This window comes from Cryobacterium sp. M23 (genome assembly GCF_002929655.1).
Taxonomy (GTDB): domain Bacteria; phylum Actinomycetota; class Actinomycetes; order Actinomycetales; family Microbacteriaceae; genus Cryobacterium; species Cryobacterium sandaracinum.
In genome coordinates this window covers 56,842-76,447 of sequence record NZ_PJJV01000080.1, presented here as the reverse complement: position 1 = coordinate 76,447, position 19,606 = coordinate 56,842, and the positions used below count along the sequence as shown (strand labels likewise).

Here is a 19,606-nt window from a genome sequence, read left to right as displayed (position 1 = left end):
AGGCCGACGCGGGTCAACCCGCAGCAGGGGTCAACCCGCAGCAGGAGTCAACCCGCAGCAGGAGTCGACCGCAGCGTGGTTCGACCGCAGCAGGGAGCCCCGAGCCGGCCTAACCCAGCGCCGCCAGCGCCGACCCGTATTTCGCCGCGAGCCTCTTCTGGGCGCTCGCGTCCAACTGTTCCACCCGCCAGGGCTCCAGGTTGTCGGCGATGTCGGCGCGCTTCACGGCGAGAGCGATCGGGTTGGCGCGAATGCCGGCGTAGTAGTCGGCGTCGCTGACGGCATCCGTTCTGGTGAGCACCGTGACGGCCTCGACCACACCGCCCGGGATGCCCGCTTTGAGCAGGTCGTGGCGGGTGATGTTCGAGTCTTCGAGCACATCGTGCAGCCAGGCGGTGGCCTGCTCGAGGGGATCGTTGAGGCGCTCGGAAACGCGACGGGGATGGTCGATGTAGGCGGCGCCGAGCTTGTCGACCTGGCCCAGATGTGCGGTTGTGGCGATTGTTTTTGCCGCGGCGACGTAGGCATCGGCTGTGGTGACCGTCATGGAGTCCCCCCTCTTAGCATTACGACAGAGCAGTGTGAGCGGCTCCGCCCACGACTGCAACGTTAGCCCGGGCCTTCGCCCGTTGCTAGGAGTTCGGCGCCGGGAAAGCGCGCCTCGGCATCCGTCACCCCGAGTCTGTGCCGGACGCACCCCTCGATTTGGGGGGCCCTCGAGCGGCGAAAGTTTTAGCCTCGCCGGTTGCGCGCCGAACCTGGCTGATAGGTTTCTCTCAGGTGACCGACTGGTCGCTGGAGAGACGGTCACCTTCACGTCAATCGCAAGGGCACACCCGTCGTGAGGCGGGGTCGCAAAGGCACGGAACCCTCGGGTCAGCCGGCCTACCGAATGAAAAGGAACCGCCCCAGATGAACCTCACCTCCCTCGAGGCCGACACCAGATGCGGCCGTTCAGCCTCGTCTCTGTCGTCTCGTGGCGCGGTGGACACACCTCCGTTTTGTCGTCCCCTTGGGTAGGCGCACGACTGCAACGGTGGAAGCCGGGCGAGATTAGGGATCTCGTCCTGATCTGGCAGTGCGATCGGGAATCGATTCGGGTTCGGTTCCCGATCGCATGCTTGTTTCACACCCTGGCACTGCCCGCGCTGAGAAGCCCGGCTCGCCGATCCGAGAACGACTGACTCACCCGGGAACACCACTCTCAATGACTGCACCGACGCAGGCACTGAACCGCACATATGCAGAATCAAGGACCGGTAACAGAACCCGCCGCCGAGGACCTCCGTGCACGCCGGGCCCCTCCCGGTCAACCGGGCCTCTTCGCCGCTCCGATCGCCGAGGCTGGAAGGTTGTGGCGGCCCCGCCGCTGACCCGGCGGGTCACCGCGCCCAGGCTCGTGTTCGGACTGTTCAACCTGCGCTGCTGCGCGGGTGCTGCGCCACTGCGCCCGTGGCGCGCCTCCAGCGCAGCGGCGTAAACCCCGCGCGGGGTTCCGCCGCCGCCCGTGAGCCGCCCATCGGCATCCGTCGTGAGCGGAGCCGGTGTGTTCGTGGCTAACTCAGGAGATGCGAGCGGATGCTGCCCGGCAGCCCCGGAAACGCGGGAAAGTTTCGGCCGCGGTGGCGGTTTCTCCTGAGTTGGCCACACTCGCACGGGCGGCTGTGGACTGGTGTCCGAGAACCGGGCGACGACGGATGCCGCCGAACCGGTTCCCGAATACGGCCGACCGGTGGTTACAGGGCCGGCTTCGTCACAGAGTTGCTCTGCAACGTGACGGCGGTCTGGGCCAGCAACCGGCCGGTGATCGACGCGCCGGTCTTCATCGCGATCATGGTCTTGCTCAGGATCGTGCCCTCGAAGTGCGCGGTGGTGCCGACCGAGACTGCACCGGCGGTCTGCCAGTACACGTTCTTGGCCTGCACTCCGCCGAGCAGGGTCACGTTCTTGGCCGAGGCCTGGTCGATGTTGCCGGCGATCTGGAACACGAAGACGTCGTCCGGGCCGCCGGTGAGGCGCACATCACTGGAGACGGTCACGTCGGTGTTCCACTTGTAGAGGCCGGGCTTGAGCGTGAGACCGCCGATTTCGCCGGCACCCAGGTCGATGAAGTCAGGGTTCGTGCGCCCCGCCGCGTCGGAATAGGCGATTTCCATGTCACCGACGGATGTCCTCAGGAAGCTCGGGTCCGTCACCGCGCACGGCGGACCGGCGGCGTCGACAGTGAAAATGGTGCCGGTCATGACCTCAGGGCAGGTCAGCAGCACCGCGGCGCCGGTGATCGGGCTGGCCCCGACGTTGCCGTTGACTGCGGACGCGTAGACGTTCGTCACGCCGGTCTTCGACAGGATCGCGAAGGAGTCCGCCGTGCCGAGCTCGACCGGACTCTGGGGGAGTGAGCCGGCGACGGCCGCTCCGCCCAGTCCGGCGCTGCCGACGCCGACCACGGCGACGACGACAAGCAGTGCCAGAACCCGCTTCCGGGCCGTGGATGCGCGGGCTAGGGACGTGCCGACGGATGATTCGTAGAAGTGGAACATGGTGGTCCTTCCTTTCGCCAGTCCCGCACGATGCGGGTCTGGGGCAGGGCCACTGTGGGAGCGGTCCCCGACGCTACACGTCGGGTTTCTTCGCGCCGGCAGGGCCTATCAGGGCCGACTTCACCCCGAATAAAGCCCCTGGTCCCACGGCAAACAGGCGTCCTCCACGCACACCATCGCACGCCCCACGGGACCGCTTCCAACGAATCGAATCTGTCTGAATCCCAGACTAGGGGTAGTTTTCACGCACTCCGCCAACAGGGGTTCCGGCCTCCTGAACTTCACCCAATCGTTGCCTACACGCCATCACCTCCGGCTTCGGTGCGCTCCTCGAAGGTGAAGCCGCGCTTCTCCTTCTTGCGCACATCCGTCACGTAGCGACCGAGGTTCGCGCTCATCGCGGCGACCTCGCCCGACGCGGCAGCGAAGGTCATGGAGCTGGCGGAGTCGAAGCCGAGTGCGGCCCCGGTGAGCACGGCGTCCTGGTTGGCACCGAGGAACACGAAGTCCCAGCTGTACGATTCGGTCTGCCGGTTGATCAGCGCGCGCACGGCATCCGCGGAGTATTCGCTGCTCGAGTTCTCGCCGCCGTCGGTCACGACCACGACCTGCACGGTGCCGGGACGCGCGTGCTCGGGCAGCACCCGCAGCGTCTCGCCGAACTCCGTGACGGCGATGCCGATCGCATCGTGCAGCGCCGTCATGCCGCGCGGGTCGAGCTCGACGATGATATCGCTCGGGTCGGCGAGGGTGCGGGTGTGCTCGATTTCGTCGTCGAAGGTCACGATATCCACGGTGAGCAGGCCCGGCTCGGCGGCCTGTGCGGCGAGCATCGCGGTCAGGCCGCCGACCATGTCGTCACGGATGCCGGACATCGAGCCGCTCCGGTCGATCACGAGAAGCAGAGCGGTGTAGTTGGGATCAGTCATCTGTACCTCCTGGTTGAGGCTCCCTCGCGGGGAGTACTTCAGAGTCTCAGGAGCCACTGACAGTGCCGGCGGCGGTGCGGCGGTGGTGCGGTGCGGCAGTGGTGCGGCGGTGGTGTGGTGCGGCTCTGGCCATCCGCTGCCGAGTTCGACACCTTCGGTCGAGTGCGACAGGTCTGCGGGCCGAACTCGACCGGAACTGTCATTCTCCGCGAGCCCGCAGGCCTGCGCAGCCTGGCAAGCACGGATGCTCGACGTCGAACCAATTCGACGGAGATTCTGGCGAAAAAGCGGCTTTCCGGTGTGTTTGGGATGGATTTTGGCACAATCTCCGTCGAATTCGTTCGGGGCGCGGTTCAACGAGCCGGAGACACTTTCGGGGGGAGTAGGTTGCCACCACGTGGCCCAATCCGCGTGACACGCGGCCACTCGGCCACGCGGCCACGCGGCCACGCGGCCGTAGGGCCGTAGATCACCGGGTCGCAGAACTCACTGAGGGGTGGAAGAACAATGCTCGAGAGCAGTGTGGTGTGGTTCAACGAGATCGGACTGGGTGACATTCCGCAGGTCGGCGGCAAGAACGCGTCGCTGGGCGAGATGGTGCGTGCCCTCAGCGATGATGGCGTGAAGGTGCCCGACGGATTCGCGACGACCGCGAACGCCTATCGCGCGTTCATCGCGGCGAACGGGATCGAGCCGGCACTGCGGCGCCAGCTCGACCTGTTCCACGACGGCCGCGCCTCGCTGCGCGTCACGGGCGAGGCCCTGCGCGAACTGTTCCTGGGGGGTGAGTTTCCCGCGGTCATTGCCGACGGCATCCGTGCCTCGTATCGGGAACTGTCGGAGAAGGCCGGGCACCCGAACCTGCCCGTGGCCGTGCGCAGCAGCGCCACCGCCGAAGACCTGCCCGACGCCAGCTTCGCCGGCCAGCTGGAGACGTTCCTCAACGTGACGGGCGAGCGCGATCTGCTCGACGCCTGCCGCCGCTGCTACGCCTCGCTCTTCACCGACCGGGCGATCAGTTACCGCGAGGTCAAGAAATTCGACCACCTCGAGGCGGCGCTCTCGATCGGCGTGCAACGGATGATCCGAGCCGACGTCGGCGGCTCCGGGGTGATGTTCTCCATCGACACCGACACCGGCTTTCCGGGCGTGGCCGTGATCAGCGCCGCCTGGGGGCTCGGCGAAACGGTGGTGCAGGGCACGGTCAATCCCGACAAATACCTGGTGTTCAAGGCGCTGCTCGACCAGCCCGACTGCACGCCCATCATTGAGAAAACTCTCGGCGAGAAGGCCCGCAAGATGGTCTACGCAAAGGGCGGCAGCGCCCGCACCCGCACCATCGACACCCCCGATCGCGAGCGACAGGCGTTCGTGCTGACCGACGCGGAGATCGTGAAGCTGGGCCGTTGGTCCGTGATCGTGGAGAACCACTACGGCCGGCCGATGGACATGGAATGGGCCAAAGACGGCCTGACCCGCGAACTGTTTCTGGTGCAGGCGCGCCCGGAGACCGTGCACTCGCAGGCGAGCGGCACCCGGTTCACGGTGAGCACCCGGACCGAGACGGGGCCGCTGCTGGTGACCGGGGTCGCGATCGGCGACAGCATCGCGAGCGGCGTGGCCTGCGTGATCAAGGACCCCGCCGACATCGAGAAGTTCGTCGACGGCGCCATCCTGGTCACCGAGATGACCGATCCGGACTGGGTGCCGATCATGACCCGCGCGGCCGGCATCGTCACCGACCACGGCGGTCCCACCAGCCACGCCGCGATCGTCAGCCGCGAGCTGGGCGTGCCGGCCGTCGTCGGCACCGGGATCGCAACCGACACGCTCACGGATGGCCAGATGATCACGATCTCCTGCGCCGAGGGCGACGAGGGCTACGTTTTCGAGGGCAAGCTGGCTTTCGAAACCGAGGAGATCGACCTTGGCACCGTACCGAAGACCCGTACCAAGGTCATGGTCAATATCGCCAGCCCGGCCGCCGCCTTCGAGTGGTGGCGGTTGCCGGCCGACGGCGTGGGGCTGGCCCGGATGGAATTCATCATCAACAACCTGATCAAGATCCACCCGATGGCGCTCGTGCACCCGGAGCGGGTCACCGACCGGGCCGCCATCCGTCAGATCGAGGAGCTCACCCGGGGATATATGGACCCGAAGGAATACTTCGTGCAAACGCTCGCACTCGGTATCGCGAAGCTGACCGCGCCGTATCATCCTGACCCCGTGATCGTGCGGATGAGCGACTTCAAGACCAACGAATATGCGCACCTGATCGGCGGGTCGGTCTTCGAGCACTCGGAGGAGAACCCGATGCTCGGCTTCCGTGGCGCCTCCCGCTACTATGACGAGCGCTACCGGGAGGGCTTCGCCCTCGAGTGCCGGGCGATCAAGCAGGTGCGGGAAAAGATCGGCTTCGACAACGTGATCGTAATGGTGCCGTTCTGCCGCACCGTGACCGAGGCCGACCGTGTGCTCGCGGTGATGGCGGAGAACGGGCTGGTGCGCGGCGAGTCCGGGCTACAGATCTACATGATGTGTGAGATTCCGGCCAATGTGATCCTGGCGGAGCGTTTCGCCACCCGGTTCGATGGCTTCTCGATCGGCTCCAACGACCTTACCCAGCTGGTGCTGGGCGTCGACCGCGACGCCGAAGACCTCGCCGCCCTCTTCGACGAACGCGATGACGCCGTGAAGCAGATGATCCGCGAGGCCATTCAAAAGGCCCACGCCGCCGGGATCAAGATCGGCATTTGCGGGCAGGCGCCGAGCAACTACCCCGACTTCGCGGCCTTTCTGGTGGAGGAGGGCATCGACTCCATCTCGCTCAACCCGGACAGCTTCCTCAAAACGGTGGGCCGAATCGCGCAGGCGGAGCGGGACCACGACACGGCGTAGGAGGGATGCGCCGGACAAGGGACACGCCGTCGGAGGGGCGCGGCGGCGGAGGGCGCTTTGTCACGGGGGAGAGGCGGCAGCAGAAGACGGATGCCGGTGTGCGGCATCCGTCGCCGTGTGACGTGTTCGGTGTGGTTAGCGCTCGGCCTCGTCGAAGTCGTCGAGCACGGCCTGCTCGTATGCGGCCTCGGCGGCTTCCGCCTTCTCACGGGCGTCGGCGACGCGCACGCTGATCTCGTGCTCGGATGTGCGCAATCGTTCGGCCGCCCGCGGGCTGGCCGTGTCGAGCAGGTCCTCGAGGGTGTCGGGGTCGAGGTGCACGGCAGCCAGCGCGTCGACTTCGGACCGGGCGACGGCGGCCTTGCTCCGGAGGATGCGCAGCCTCGATTCCTGCGCGAACTTCCGCGAGAGGCGGTCGGTGGCCTCCGCGGGGGTCCGTTCGACGGGAACCATGCTCTGCTCGGACCCGTTCTGGTTGGTGTTGTACCGCTCGGCACCGTCACCGCTTTCCGTGTAGCTCATCGTGTCTCCCTTTTTCCGCTGGCAGCCTAGCGCGAAAGGTGTCTGTGGCAAATGGAACCGGCGGGCGGGGCCTGCGGGGTGCGTGTTGGCGTCGGCGGGGCCACTCCCTCGTGACACTCGACCGCACATGTCGGTTTTGGCGGTGGAGGCCCGCTGCTGCGCTGAGAGTCGCCGTTGCTGCCCAGCGTCGCCGGTAGAGCGGCGTCATTGGGCAGAAACGGCGACACTGGGCGGTTCGCGGACGAGACGGACCGCCGAGTGATCGGAACGCGGCCCGAGGAGACGGCCTGAGCAGACGGCCTGAGCAGACCGCCCGCACCGCCCGCCCAGCGGCTAGCGCCCGCCCGGGGCGGCGCCGGACCAGGCATTCCGCAGCAGCAGAGTCAGGTCGTCGGGGGTGACCGCGCGCGGGTTCGACGCGGGAACGGCCGGCAGGATCAGTGCCACGGCCCGGGCGATGTCCGACTCCTGAAACCCGAAGTCCCGCAGCGCAGTCGGTGCGTGCAGGCTGTCCCGCAGGGCGAGTAACCCTTCGACGGCGGTGCGCGAGCCCAGGGCGGCGGCTATCCGCGCCTCGGCCTCGGTGGCGGCGGGCGCGTTGAGGGCGACCACATGCGGCAGCACGATCGCGTGCGTCTGCGCGTGCGGCAGCCCGAAAGCCCCGCCCAGCACGTGACAGATCGTGTGATGCAGGCCCGAACCGGTGCTGGAGAACGCGCTCGCCGACAGATACGCGCCATAGAGGGCATCCTTCCGGGCGGCCAGGGCTCCGTGGATGCCGCCGCCCCCCAGAACCGGATCGCTCTCCGATGTGTCCGAGCCGGCCGCCTCCGCGGTGTGCGGGCCGGCCCCGGGAGCCACGGCGATTCGCGGCAGGGCGTGGGCCAGCATCCGGATTCCCTCAGCGGCGAGCAGCGCGCTGACCGGGTTCGCGCCCGGGGCCCAGAGGGCGTCGACGGCGTGGGCGAGGGCGTTCAGCGCGCTGGACACGCTCAGCTCGCGGGGGAGGGACAGCGTGAGGTCGGCGTCGTAGATCACGGTGCCGGGCAGGACCCTCGGATCGAACCCGGTGGTCTTCACCCCGTTTTCGACCAGCCCCCAGACCGCGGTGGCCTCCGAACCGGAATAGGTGGTGGGCACCGCCACGATCGGCAGTCCGCCGGTCCGCTCGCTGCGCAACGCGAGAATCTTGGCCAACCCGATCGCCGACCCGCCGCCGAGGGCAACGATCACGTCGACGCGAGCCGCCTGGGCCGCCCGATGGGCGCGCTCGGCCGACTCCGCCGGAACGTGCTGCACGACCTCATCGAACACCAGCACCGAACGGATGCCGGCGAGCACCGCCGCGGACCGCTCCAGTTCCCGCCGGGTCGCGATCACCATCACGCGCGGGGCGCCGGGGGTGCCGCTGGCGCCGGGGGTGCCGCTGGCGCCCAAGGTGCCCGCCGTAGCGATCACGCTCGCCGTGCTGGTGCCGGTGCCACCGGCCTGCACCGTGCCGCCGGCCTGCACCGTGGCCGGCTGCTCGCCGAGCACCTTGCCGAGCAGCTCGCCGGCCCGCCCGGTGCCGAAGAGCACGCGCTGTCGCTGCGTTCGATACTCGAAATCGAGGCCCGGCCCGACGGGCTGCTCCCTCACGGCACGCCTACGCGCGGGTCTGCATGGGGCGGGCCAGCCAGGCTCGGGCGGCGGCGACATCCGTGGCGGCGATGCCGTGACCGCCGTCGCGCAGCTCGCGGTCGACCTGGGCGCCGCGCCCGAGGAGGGTGGCGGCGGCCCGGTCGGCGCTCGCGAGCGGGGCCATCAAGTCGGAGCGTCCGTTGAGCATCAGCACCGTCGTGTCGGCGAGGTCCGTGGCCAGCGCGCGATCGTCGAGCGGGAACATGCCGGAGAACGCGACGACCCGGTCGAGCACGTCGGGGTGCAGCAGGGCCGTGGCCAGGGCGATGTTGGCCCCGTTGGAGAAGCCCACGGCGATAATGCGGCGCCCGCCGAGGTCGTAGTGCTGCCGGGCCCGGGCGATGAAACCGGCCAGTTCGCCGGCCCGCAGCACCACGTCCTCGACGTCGAACACGCCCTCGGAGAGGCGGCGGAACCAGCGCAGCATGCCGCCCTCGGTGACGCGCCCGCGCGGCGCGAGCACGGTCGCGCCGGGGTCGAGCGCGTCGGCAAGGGCGAGGATCTCCTGCTCATCACCGCCGGTGCCGTGCAGCATCAACAGCACGGGGGCGGAGACATCCGTCGGGTCTGAGCCGGGCGGGCCCGAGTCGCCGGATGCCGTCGGCGAACCCGCCCGGAAAACGTGCACCCAGTCGAGATCGGTCTGTGGGGAGTCGCGTTGCTCGGTCATCGAGGGTCCTACTTCTCCGCGACGAGGGCCGGGTTGTTCTCGCTCGGCAGGGTGATCGGAACGACGGCGCGCTCGATCTGGTCCCGGCTGGGCTCTAGCCACGGCGGCAGCTTGAGCGAGCGGCCCAGTTCCAGCAGTGGCTCGTCGATGTCGAAGCCGGGGGTGTCCGTCGCGATCTCGAACAAGACGCCGCCGGGCTCGCGAAAATAGATCGACGTGAAGTACTGCCGGTCGAGGATCGCCGTCACGCCGTAGCCGCGCGCGACGAGTTCCTGGCGCCACTGCTCCTGCGTGGTCTTGTCCGGCACCCGGAACGCGATGTGGTGCACGCTGCCGCCGGCGGTCAGGCCGACCTGTCCGTTCGGGTCGGCGAGGATGTCCACGATGTTGCCGGGGGCTCCGTCGCCGGCACCCACCCGGATGCGGTCGGTTGTCTCCTCGATCACGTGCATGCCGAGGTCGCGGGTGAGCACCTCGACGGTGCCGGTCGGGTCGGCGACGGTGAGCACCGAGGAATGCTGGCCGCGCACCGCGTACTCGGCGGGCACGGATGCCGAGTCCCACGGATTGCGCGGATCAACCGTCGACGAGGCCACGAGGTCCAGCTGCAGGCCGTCGGGGTCACGCAGGGAGAGGCGTTCCTCGTCGGCGGAGCGGCGCACGAATTCGGATTCGACGCCGAGTTGCCTGAAGTGGCCGGCCCACCAGCCGAGGCTGCCGGCCGGCACCGAGAACGCGGTGGACGTGGACTGGCCCGAGCCGGGGCGCCCGCTGGAGATGCCCGTCCAGGGGAAGAAGGTGAGCAGCGAACCCGGGCGGCCCGCGTCATCCCCGTAATAGAGGTGGTAGGTGCCGGGGTCGTCGAAGTTGACCGTTTTCTTCACGAGCCGCAGGCCGAGGCCGGTCACGTAGAAGTCGATGTTGCGCTGCGGTGCACCGGCAATCGCGGTGACGTGGTGCAGTCCGGAGGTGTGCGGAGTCACGGGGTCCCTTTCTGGCGGGAAGCTGGTCGGTATGCTGTTGGCGTCGGGTCTGGCATGCGCGTTCTGAGCTGCGCAGTCCGGCGTGATGCCGACTTCTATGCAAACACATGTTTCTGTGGATTCATTCCCAGGCTCGTGCAGCTCCCGCGCGAGGGCGAATGCGCCGCTCGGGCCGCCTCGGGCCGGGCCGACGGGACTACTCTCCCGGGCCGACATCCCAGGAACGCTCCGGCAAGTCCTCGAGCCAGTTCCCGACCGAATCGTCGTTCACCAGGGAGATGCTGCTCTCTGCGGGACACGCCAGCCCCGGCGGCACCGAGCACGACGCCTCGGAGATCAAATCCCGGCCTTCGGCGTCCTTCGGCGGTTGTGCACCCGCGTTCCCAAACATCGAACCCCCTCAGTCGGCTTTACCAGTGCGGTCGCCGGGGTCCGGGGCGACAGTTTGAAGGTACGCTCGCGGAGGATTCGCCGTCAAGCACTTCGAGAAACGGATACTGCCGCGAACTTGCCGCCGCCCCGTTCCGCAGTCTCCGCGCTGGCGCTGACCCGCGCCCCGGGAACCCGCCCGGAGGCTAACGGAGGCCGCAGCCGGGCCAGGGCCTGAAGCTCGATCTGCCGCACCCGGTCGCAGGACACACCGAAGTGCGCTCCGATCTCCCGCCGGGGCTTCGGGATGTCGCCGCCGAGGCCGTACCGCATGCTCAGGACGCTGGCTTCGCGGTCGGGCAGGAGGGAGAGGTGGCAGGCGAGGCGCTCCAGCAGGAGGGTGCGGCCGGCGGCGTCGCACGGGTCGAGCGCCGCGACATCCGAAATGGTGTCGCCGAAGGGCACGTTCTCGAGGCCGCTGCCGAGGTCGGCCCAGACCGGGGCGTCGATCGACCGCGGCTGGCCGGTGTGGTTCCGCAGCATCAGGATCTGTTGCGTGGTGAGCCCGCTGGCCTGGCCGAGTTCCGCGATGGTGCCGTCGCGGCCGAACCGCTGCCGCAGCCGGTGCTGCACCTGGTTGAGGGCGGTGAGCGCCTCGACCTGGTAGGCCGGGAGACGGATGGTTCGGGCCTGGTCGGCCAGCGCGCGTTGAATGCTCTGGCGGATCCACCAGGTGGCATAGGTCGAGAACTTGAAACCGCGGGTGTGGTCGAAACGTGGGGCCGCCCGGATCAGGCCGAGATTGCCTTCCTGGATCAGGTCGAGGAGGTCGAGCCCGCGGCCGGTAAAGTGCCGGGCCACGGACACCACCAGCCGGAGATTCGCGCAGATAAGGTGATTCATGGCCCGCCCGCCGTCGGCCGCGAGCCAGCGGAGCTCCTCCCCGAGGTCGGCGGCCCCCTCGCCGGAAGCACCCGGCCGCAGCCGTGAGAGTCTCTCCGCTGCGAGCAGCCCGACCTCGATGCGCTGGGCGAGCTCGATCTCATCCGTCTTGGTCAGGAGCGGCACACGGCCGATCTCGTGCAGGTAGGCGCCCACGGAATCGGCGGAGAAGCGGTGACGGGAACGGGAACGGCTCTCGGCGATGGTCATGCCGGTACCGTAGGCGCGGGCCGGGGTCGGGACCTCGGGGCCGACGCAGCGTGTGCAGAATCACCGCACGGGTCCGGCTGTGCAGGAACCCCGTGCGCCGACCGACCTCGAACGGGGAGTTTCGCTCGGGGCCGGGATCGACGATGATGAGCGGGCAGAGCCGTATCGAGTGGAGGGACGCGACTATGAGTGATGCAGAGTCAAACGATTCCGGCGAGAACTTTCTGCCCGACAGTGGCGGCGACAGCGGTGGCGACAGCGGCGACAGCGGCGACAGCGGCGGCGTTAGCGGCGGCGTCAGCGAGAGCGAGGTCGACGGCTACGAGGTCTACAACCCGCCGGCGGACCGCTTCCTCACCGCCCAGATGTGGTGGATAGCGAGCGAACTGGTGCGGCGGCATCCGCATCTCCGCATCTCCGGGGTGGAAGTCGACGAGGCCGACCGCCTCCTGATCGTGCATGACGAGCAGGACGGCATGAGCGTGCAGTGGGACCTCGAGGGCGGTTGCAAATTCCTGGTCAACGGGGTCGTGCAAAAAATCAGCTGGATCCAGATGCTGGCCGCGCTCAACCCGCACACGATCGTCAAGCGTATCGAGGTGGCGACCGGACTCGGCATCCCGAAGACCACACCGGCCACGTCCGCCCGGGCGCTGACCTACCGGGTGATCGCCAGCGCGCTGGCCACCGCGACCAACGACCGGTACGAGTGGTACGCGGTTCCGGCGCCCATGCTGCACGACGAAGATCCGGAGAACCCCGGATGCGAGTTCTTCCGCGACTTCCCCTCCACCGTTCGGGCGCGGGCCGAGTGTGTCGCGATGACCCTCGATGAGTTCGAGGCGGGCGGTCGCAGCGTGTACTTCTTCCAGCCGTTTTGGGCGCTGCTGCGCGACCTCGAGCCGATCGCGATCTTCGACTCTGCCGGGGTGGTACACACGACCTCGGGCGCCACGGCACTGATGCCCCTGTATGAGCGGCTCGACCGCAAGCTCGCGCTCGTGACCGCGCACGTGCTCGCCGACTACTTCCCCTGAACCGGGCGCAGGCACTCGGGCAGGCGAGCCGGCCCCCGCTGCGGAGAGGGCAAGCGAGCCGGTTAGCGGATGCTGCCGAGCTGGGTCAGCTTCGCATGCAGAGTCGAATCGCTGGGCTCCACCACGTGGGTGCCGTCCGGGAACAGGATCACCGGGATCTGGGTGCGGCCGCTGATCGCGTGGGCACGGTCGGCGCCGTCCCCCACGAGCAGGAGGTCGACGTAGTCGTAGTCGACGTTCCGCGCGTCGAGCAGTTTCTTCGAGCGGCGGCAGTCGCCGCACCACTCCGCCCCGAACATGGTCAGGCGCTGGGCGTCGGAAGCAGGGGGAGCGGCGAGGTCGGTCATGAACTCATCCTAGGTCGGCACCCTGAGTGCCCCGCGGGTCGGCGTGCGTGCGCCTCGTTTTGGGGCAGAGGGCCATCGTCGATGCCCTCGAGAACCGGTTTTTTGAGGCAGGCCGACTGCTAGGTTCAGTCTGAGCACGAACAGTTGGGGGACTGAACATGCATTCAGACCAGGATGCCGCACACGACTCAGGGGGACAACCGGCCATCGACCTGCCACGACCAGCAGCGCCTCATGCAGCGCCGGCGCCAGAATCAGCGCCAGAACCGGTGCCAGAATCCTCGATCGACGACCTCCTCGCCGACTGCGAGCGATCGAGCGCGAGCGGGAGCCATCTCGACGGTGTCGGGCAGGCCGAGGCGGTGCTGGCCCGGGCCGGCGCGACGCTGCTGCAGCAGGCGCAGGCCCGTGAACTGCTGGCGCTGCATCGGCTGCGACTGGGCGACTATGAGGCATCCGTTCAGCAGGGACTGTTGGCGCTGGAGTTCCTGGACGGCACCGGCGATCTGCTGCGGCAGTCCAAGGTGCACTGCACCCTGGTACTGGCCTACAGCGACACGGGGCTCTACGAACCGGCGCTGCGCCACGTGCTCGCGGCAGTGGAGACGGCCCGCGGCAGTGGCAGCGCCCTGGCCGAATTCTGGGCGCTCAGCCGTTCGTCGATGGTGCACGAGGGCATGGGCGAGTCCGAACGGGCGCTCGAACTGGGGCGGCAGGCGCTGGGCCTCACGCGCACGATCGACGACCCCGAGGCGCGGTTCGTGGGTCTCAACAACCTCGGTGACACCTGCCTGATCCAGGCTCAGCGGCAGAGCGCACAGGGCATGAACGTGGAGATGGGCCTGAAGCAGGCCCTCCTGCTCGTGCGGGAGGCCGTGGCCGTGGCCCACGCCCAACGGCACAACTTCTACGAGAGCATCGCCCGCACCAACCTGGTCAGCATCCTGATCGAACTCGGCGAGCACGAAGAGGCCCGCGAGCAGGCCGGCCGGGCCCGCCGTCTGGCGAAGGCGCACGGGTTCCGCAGTCTCGAGGAGAACAACGACGCGCAGCTGGCCGAGGTGGCCAGGGCCGAGGGTGACCTCGATGGGGCAACCGCGATGATGAACGCCCAGCTGCTGGTCGCCGCCCTCGACGACGATCCGGCTCTGCACATCAAGCTGCAGCAGGCCTTGTTCGAGATGCACAAGGAGTCCGGCCGGTTCGAGCAGGCGCTCGGGCACTTCGAGAAGTTGCACGCCCTGATCCTGAAACGCACGACCGAGACGGCCGGCATCCAGTCCCAGATGCTGATCAACACCCTGGGGATCGAGCAGGCCCGCCACGAGGCGGAGCGGTCGCAGCTCGATGCGGCGCGGCTGCGCATCCGTGCCGACGATCTGGACCACCAGGCGAACACCGACCCGCTGACCCGACTGCCCAATCGCCGGGCGCTCGACCGCCAGCTGCCGCCCCTGATGGGCCGCTCCCGTGACACCCGGCAACCGATCTGCGTGGCCATGATCGACATGGACCACTTCAAGCGGGTCAACGACGAGCACGGGCACGCCACCGGCGACCAGGTGCTGAACGCCATGGCCACCCTGTTGCGCGCCGTCACCCGGGACAGTGATATGGCCGTGCGCGTGGGCGGCGAGGAGTTCTTGCTCGTTTTCGCGGACACCACCCTGGAGTGTGCCGAGCAGGCGTGCGAGCGCCTGCTGGCCTCCGTTCGCGGCTACCACTGGGGTGCCCTGGCGCCCGATCTGGCCTGCACCGTGAGCGTCGGCCTGGCCGAACTCTCCCCGGACGAGACCGTGGCGGACTGGCTCGCGCGCGCCGACGCGGCCCTCTACCAGGCCAAGGATTCCGGCCGGGACCAGATGGTTACCGCCGTGGTGCTGTCGGCGGCGTAGAACCCGAGGAGCCCCCCATCCGAAGACCCGCATCCGGAGCCCCGTGCCCGGCCTTGAACCAAGTCGACGGAGATTTTGCCGAAAAGGGTCGGTTTGAGGCCGAAAACAGGGTTTATGGGCAAAATCTCCGTCGAATTCGTTAGGGGCGGAGGTGCTGCAGGGCCGCGGGCGGGGAAACGAACGACCCCCGATTCACGGCCGGCACTGACCCTCGAATGCGGCGGCGACGGATGCGGCGTTTCGCCCGTAGGCTCGACGCGGGGGTTTGTGCCTCGGGGGGCCCGGAAAACGGGCCTGCCGGAGCCCGACTTCATTGGCTGCACGACCGCACGATTGCACGGGGGAAACGCTTGAAACTGACGTCCGCACAACTGGACCGCGCCGCCGGCGTTCTGCTGGGCATGGCCTGTGGCGACGCCCTCGGCGCCGGCTACGAGTTCGGCCCGCCGCTCGCGAGCGACGCCGTGGTCACGATGAGGGGCGGCGGCGGGTTCGACTGGGCTCCCGGAGAGTGGACCGATGACACCTCCATGGCCGTGCCGATCGTCAACGCGATCGCGGCCGGTCAGGACCTCCGCGACGAGGCCGTGCTCGACGAGATCGTGGCTGCCTGGGTCGAGTGGGCCCGCACGGCACCGGACGTGGGCAACCAGCTGCGCGCGGTGCTCTCCCGAACCGAGCCCACGGCATCCGCGGTGCGCGTCGTCGCCCGCGCCCATCACGACCGGCACGGCCGCAGCGGCGGCAACGGTTCGCTCATGCGCACGGCGCCCGTGGCGCTCGCCTACCTCGACGACCCGGTGGCGCTCGCCGGCGTTGCCCGCACGATCAGCACGCTTACCCATTATGAAACGGATGCCGGCGACGCCTGCGTGCTCTGGTGCCTGGCCATTCGGCACGCGGTGCTCGAGGGCACCCTCGACGTGCGGGTGGGCCTCGACGCCCTGCCCGCCGACCGCCGCGCGCTCTGGGAGGCGCGCTTCATCGTGGCCGAGGCCGGCGTTCCCTCCGACTTCAGCCGGAACGGCTGGGTCGTGGAGGCGCTGCAGGCGGCCTGGTCGGCGATCAGCCAGCCGCGGAGCGCGCCGGGTGGCGCTTCCGGTGCGGGAACCGTCTCCGCCACCCCTGCCGGGCACCTGCAGGACGCCCTCGAGATCGCCGTGCGCGGCGGCCGCGACACCGACACGGTCGCCGCGATCGCCGGTGGGCTGCTCGGGGCGCGCTATGGCGCATCCGCGGTGCCGGCCGCCTGGCGCCGCATCGTGCACGGCTGGCCGGAGGGACTGCGCGCCGACGAATTGGTGCGCCGCGGTGTGCTGGCCGCCCGCGCCGACGGTGGGCGGTCCCGGTGGTCGGGCGTGTCGAGGTCCCCGGGGCTGGCCGAGCGCCGCGACCGGGCCAGCCCCGACCGGAACGAGCCTGGTGCAGCCAAGCGCCGCGACCGGGCCAGCCCCGACCGGAACGAGCCTGGTGCAGCCAAGCGCCGCGACGTGGCCGTGCTCGACCGTCGGTCCCGCAAAGACCGTGCCGCCACCACTTGGCCTACCGCCGATCACCTGCCCTACTCCACCTCCGGCGACATTTCCACCTTCGTGCGGCACCCGCACGACGATGGCGTCTGGCTCGGTGCGATCGGCATCCTGGGTGACCTGCCAGCGGAAATCGACGCCGTCGTGTCGCTCTGCCGGGTCGGCCGCACCCAGGTGCCCGGCCGCATCCGTGCCGAGAACAAGGTTGCGGTCTGGCTGATCGACGAGCCCGCAGAGAAGGCCAACCCCAACCTCGACTTCGTGCTCACGGACACCGTCGATGTCATCGCGGCCCTGCGCGCCGAGGGACGCACCGTGCTCGTGCACTGCGTGCAAGCGGTCAGTCGCACGCCCGCGGTCGGTGCGCTCTACGCGGCGAGACACCGGGGGATCCCGATCGAGCAGGCGCTGCGCGAGGTGACGGATGTCCTGCCGCACGCGCATCCGAACATCGCGTTCCTGCAGGCGCTCGCGTCTGAGGCTTGAGCGATCGGCCTGCAAAAACAAGCCGGTCTCAGGGTCGAGGGCCATCCGGGTCGAGGGGAGACGCGGCATCCGGTTGCGCGCCCAGGTTGATGCTCTCCGCGGTCGGATTCGTGAACGGGACCGCGCCGAGCGCCTCCGAGGAGGTGCGCACCGGGCCGACGGTGCGCTGGCGCAACGGGTCACGACGCAGATCCACATAGAGCGACACGCACAGCCCGATGATGATCAGAACGAACGGAGTCGCCGCGAGGATGGTGAACGTCTGCAGGGCACCCAGCCCGCCCACGAACAGCAGAACCGCAGCGACGGCGCCGGTGAGGGTTGCCCAGAGGATCACCAGCGGCTTCCAGGGCTCCTTTCGACCGCGACTCGACAGCGTCCCGAGCACGAGAGCGCCCGCATCCGCCCCGCTGACGAAGAACACGGCGGTGAGCACCATCACTACGAGAGCCGAGCCGATGAAGAACGGATACTGCTGCAACGCCGCGAAGAAGCCGGCCGCCGCACTGCCGGTGCCGGCGATGTCGACACCGTTCAGCTGCAGGTTCAACCCCATGCCGCCGAAGACGACGAACCACAGGATGCTGACCCCCGTCGGCACCAGAAGCACGCCGAGAATGAACTCACGTATGGTGCGGCCGCGGGAGATCCGGGCGATGAAGGTGCCTACGAACGGGGTCCAGGAGATCCACCACGCCCAGTAGAAGATCGTCCAGCTCGCCAGCCACTCCTCGCCGCCGAACACCGCCGAGTGGAAGCTCATCGGTACGAGATCGGCCAGATAGACGCCGATCGACGACGGCAACAGGTTCAGGATGAAGACGGTCGGGCCGACCACAAAGACGAACACGACGAGTAGGGCCGACAGCACCATATTGGTGTTGCTCAACCACTTGATGCCTTTCGCCACCCCGCTCGCCGCGGAGAACACGACCCCCACGGTCAGCACGCAGATAATGATGATCGGCACGACCGTTCCGGGTTCCTCCTCGAATTGCCCGGAACGAAGCAGTGAGACACCGGCCGCGATCTGCAGTGCGCCCAGACCGAGCGACGTCGCCGAACCGAACTGGGTGCAGATGATCGCCAGGATGTCGATCGGCTTGCCCCAGCCCTTGCCCTCGATCCGTTCCTTGCCGAACAGGGCCTGAAACGGAGCGCTCATCAGGTTGCCGCGGCCCATCCGGTAGGTGGAGTAGGCCAGGGCCAAGCCGACCACCGAATAGATCGCCCACGGATGCAGACCCCAGTGGAAGAAGGTGTACGCCATGGCCGCGTTGGCAGCCTCCGGGCTGTTCGCCGCCGCGTCGACGAACGGCGGCGGCGTCGCCAGGTGGGTGACCGGCTCGTACACGCCGAAGAACATCAGCCCGATCCCCATGCCTGCACTGAACATCATGGACACCCAGGAGACCGTCGAGAACTCGGTGCTCTGCCCGTCGCGGGAGAGCGGAATGCTGCCGTACCTCCCGAAGGCCAGCACCAACGAGAAGATGACGAAGCCCGACGCCCCGAGAATGAACAACCAGCCGAGGTTGCCGGTTACCCAGCCGAGAACGGATGCCGAAACGTCACCCACGGCCTCGGTGAACAGCACCCCGACCAGACAGATCACCACGATGATGCCGGCGGAAACGCCGAAAACCGTTTTGTCGATGGTGCCCAGGCCCTCTCGGTGCGGTTCACTGACCGCGTCCCCGAGTTCCGACTCGATGCCATCTGCTGATTCCTTGGACATATCGCTCCTCGGTGATCGAACACCCGTCGATCGGACAGTTCCCGTCACGTCACTGCCGCCAAAGGTGCGAGAAGAAAACTGCTTGCGGCTCGCCTAAACGCTACGCGGATGGCGCGGCGATTACTATAGTGGCCGCTATGGCTGACCTCGGAGAATTCGAACCGGCCCAACCGGCCCTCTACACCGGCAAGGGCGATTCCGGCCGCACCACCTTCGGCCGGCACGGCGACGTGGCCAAGACCGACGTGCGTGTCGCCGCCTACGAAGCCTGCGACGAGGCCAACGCGGCCGTCAGCTTTGCCATGGCTGCCGGTGGCCTGCCCATCGAGGTGACCAGTACGCTCGCCAGCGTGCAGAACGACCTGTACGATTTGGTGGCCGACCTGTCCGTGCCCCTCGACGACCCCGAGCCGGCGCCGGCACGCATCCGCGAGTCGCACCTTGCCCGGCTCGAGCGTGCCGTCGATCACTTTGCGCAGCAGGCCGCCGACCTGAGCGGCTTCGTTCTCCCCGGCGGAACGGTCGCAGCCGCACTGCTCTACCAGGCGCGTGGCGTCGTGCGCCGTGCCGAGCGAGCGGTGTGGGTTGCCATCGACCTGCACCCGACCTCCGTCGACCCGCTCACCGCGCGGTACCTGAACCGGCTGTCGTCCCTGATGTTCGTGCTGGCCCGGGGAGCCAACGCCGAGCACGGCGACGTGATGTGGGTGCCCGAGGCTTCGGCTCGGGCGATGGCGCAGGAAGAGGTTGGCGACGACCGTCCGGAAACGGGTGCCGGCGGCGCCTGACGGTGCTGCTCTCCGAGATCGGCGACGCGGCCGCCCGCGTAAC

General features: G+C 68.6%; 15 protein-coding genes and 1 riboswitch. Of the genes, 5 read left to right on the top strand and 10 right to left on the bottom strand.

Annotated features, from left to right (window positions below; translation table 11 throughout):
• Positions 1–109: 109 nt before the first annotated feature.
• The 3 genes from CXY82_RS14220 to CXY82_RS14210 form a co-directional block, all read right to left on the bottom strand.
• Positions 110–547, bottom strand: coding sequence for a phosphohydrolase (locus CXY82_RS14220; RefSeq protein WP_104171498.1), 438 nt, complete (start codon positions 545–547; stop codon positions 110–112).
• A 272-nt stretch (positions 548–819) separates the two neighbouring features.
• Positions 820–893: riboswitch (cyclic di-GMP riboswitch) on the top strand.
• An 843-nt stretch (positions 894–1,736) separates the two neighbouring features.
• Entirely contained in the window at positions 1,737–2,540 is an 804-nt protein-coding gene (locus CXY82_RS14215; RefSeq protein WP_104171497.1) for an ice-binding family protein, read from the bottom strand.
• Between the two features lie 296 nt (positions 2,541–2,836).
• A complete protein-coding gene (locus CXY82_RS14210; RefSeq protein WP_104171496.1) occupies positions 2,837–3,469 on the bottom strand; it encodes a vWA domain-containing protein in 633 nt (210 codons plus the stop codon).
• 507 nt (positions 3,470–3,976) lie between these two features.
• Here CXY82_RS14210 and ppsA point away from each other — a divergent pair.
• Positions 3,977–6,367, top strand: a complete 2,391-nt coding sequence (gene ppsA, locus CXY82_RS14205) for a phosphoenolpyruvate synthase (protein WP_104171495.1) — start codon at positions 3,977–3,979, stop codon at positions 6,365–6,367.
• 135 nt (positions 6,368–6,502) lie between these two features.
• Here the strand turns inward: ppsA and CXY82_RS14200 are convergent, their stop codons facing one another.
• The 5 genes from CXY82_RS14200 to CXY82_RS14180 form a co-directional block, all read right to left on the bottom strand.
• Entirely contained in the window at positions 6,503–6,889 is a 387-nt protein-coding gene (locus tag CXY82_RS14200) for a hypothetical protein (RefSeq protein ID WP_104171494.1), read from the bottom strand.
• Positions 6,890–7,222: 333 nt separating this feature from the next.
• Complete coding sequence (locus tag CXY82_RS14195) at positions 7,223–8,527, bottom strand: maleylacetate reductase (RefSeq protein ID WP_233199357.1); 1,305 nt, start codon at positions 8,525–8,527, stop codon at positions 7,223–7,225.
• A 7-nt stretch (positions 8,528–8,534) separates the two neighbouring features.
• Positions 8,535–9,239, bottom strand: coding sequence for an alpha/beta hydrolase (locus tag CXY82_RS14190; protein ID WP_104171493.1), 705 nt, complete (start codon positions 9,237–9,239; stop codon positions 8,535–8,537).
• 8 nt (positions 9,240–9,247) lie between these two features.
• A complete protein-coding gene (locus CXY82_RS14185) occupies positions 9,248–10,222 on the bottom strand; it encodes a ring-cleaving dioxygenase (RefSeq protein ID WP_104099468.1) in 975 nt (324 codons plus the stop codon).
• Positions 10,223–10,696: 474 nt separating this feature from the next.
• Complete coding sequence (locus tag CXY82_RS14180; protein ID WP_104171492.1) at positions 10,697–11,743, bottom strand: sigma-70 family RNA polymerase sigma factor; 1,047 nt, start codon at positions 11,741–11,743, stop codon at positions 10,697–10,699.
• A gap of 185 nt (positions 11,744–11,928) precedes the next feature.
• Between CXY82_RS14180 and CXY82_RS14175 the strand changes: the two genes are divergently transcribed.
• Positions 11,929–12,780: a hypothetical protein gene (locus CXY82_RS14175; protein WP_104171491.1), complete on the top strand. Its 852-nt coding sequence runs from the start codon at positions 11,929–11,931 to the stop codon at positions 12,778–12,780.
• A gap of 62 nt (positions 12,781–12,842) precedes the next feature.
• On the opposite strand, the gene CXY82_RS14170 is transcribed toward CXY82_RS14175, so the two are convergent.
• Positions 12,843–13,127 carry a glutaredoxin family protein gene (locus CXY82_RS14170; RefSeq protein WP_104171490.1) on the bottom strand — a complete coding sequence of 95 codons (285 nt, stop codon included), beginning with the start codon at positions 13,125–13,127 and terminating at the stop codon, positions 12,843–12,845.
• Positions 13,128–13,396: 269 nt separating this feature from the next.
• Between CXY82_RS14170 and CXY82_RS14165 the strand changes: the two genes are divergently transcribed.
• Positions 13,397–15,022 carry a diguanylate cyclase gene (locus CXY82_RS14165; protein ID WP_158252201.1) on the top strand — a complete coding sequence of 542 codons (1,626 nt, stop codon included), beginning with the start codon at positions 13,397–13,399 and terminating at the stop codon, positions 15,020–15,022.
• A gap of 350 nt (positions 15,023–15,372) precedes the next feature.
• Positions 15,373–17,037, top strand: a complete 1,665-nt coding sequence (locus CXY82_RS18130) for an ADP-ribosylglycohydrolase family protein (protein ID WP_233199356.1) — start codon at positions 15,373–15,375, stop codon at positions 17,035–17,037.
• Between the two features lie 28 nt (positions 17,038–17,065).
• Here the strand turns inward: CXY82_RS18130 and CXY82_RS14155 are convergent, their stop codons facing one another.
• Entirely contained in the window at positions 17,066–18,775 is a 1,710-nt protein-coding gene (locus CXY82_RS14155; RefSeq protein WP_104171488.1) for a BCCT family transporter, read from the bottom strand.
• A gap of 137 nt (positions 18,776–18,912) precedes the next feature.
• Here CXY82_RS14155 and CXY82_RS14150 point away from each other — a divergent pair, with 137 nt between their 5' ends.
• The gene (locus CXY82_RS14150) at positions 18,913–19,563 is read left to right on the top strand and encodes a cob(I)yrinic acid a,c-diamide adenosyltransferase (RefSeq protein ID WP_104171487.1); all 651 of its coding nucleotides are present in this window, start codon (positions 18,913–18,915) and stop codon (positions 19,561–19,563) included.
• Positions 19,564–19,606 lie beyond the last annotated feature (43 nt).